We start from the raw sequence: 301 nt of genomic DNA, 5'->3' as shown, positions 1-301 counted from the left end.
ATGACCGACAAATAGCAACAATTGCCGCACTATCCCAAGTATCCCTCATCCGGGATCCTAATGGATACCCGCTTACGCGGGCAGGACAGCGTAGCGTAGGAGGTTAGCCCTTGGTCTTGTCCCACAGGCCAGGCAATGGTAAGCCTTCATTTCATCTGGAAGGTTTGTTTCTTACCATGTCTTGCCCGCGCAGGCGGGCATCTATCGATTTGTCCGAAGACAAATCAAGGAATAATGACCGACAAATAGCAACAATTGCCGCACTATCCCAAGTATCCCTCATCCGGGATCCTAATGGATG

The sequence above is a fragment of the Legionella erythra genome, from assembly GCF_001467615.1.
In the GTDB taxonomy this organism is placed as follows: domain Bacteria; phylum Pseudomonadota; class Gammaproteobacteria; order Legionellales; family Legionellaceae; genus Legionella_C; species Legionella_C erythra.
This window is presented reverse-complemented; position numbering follows the sequence as displayed.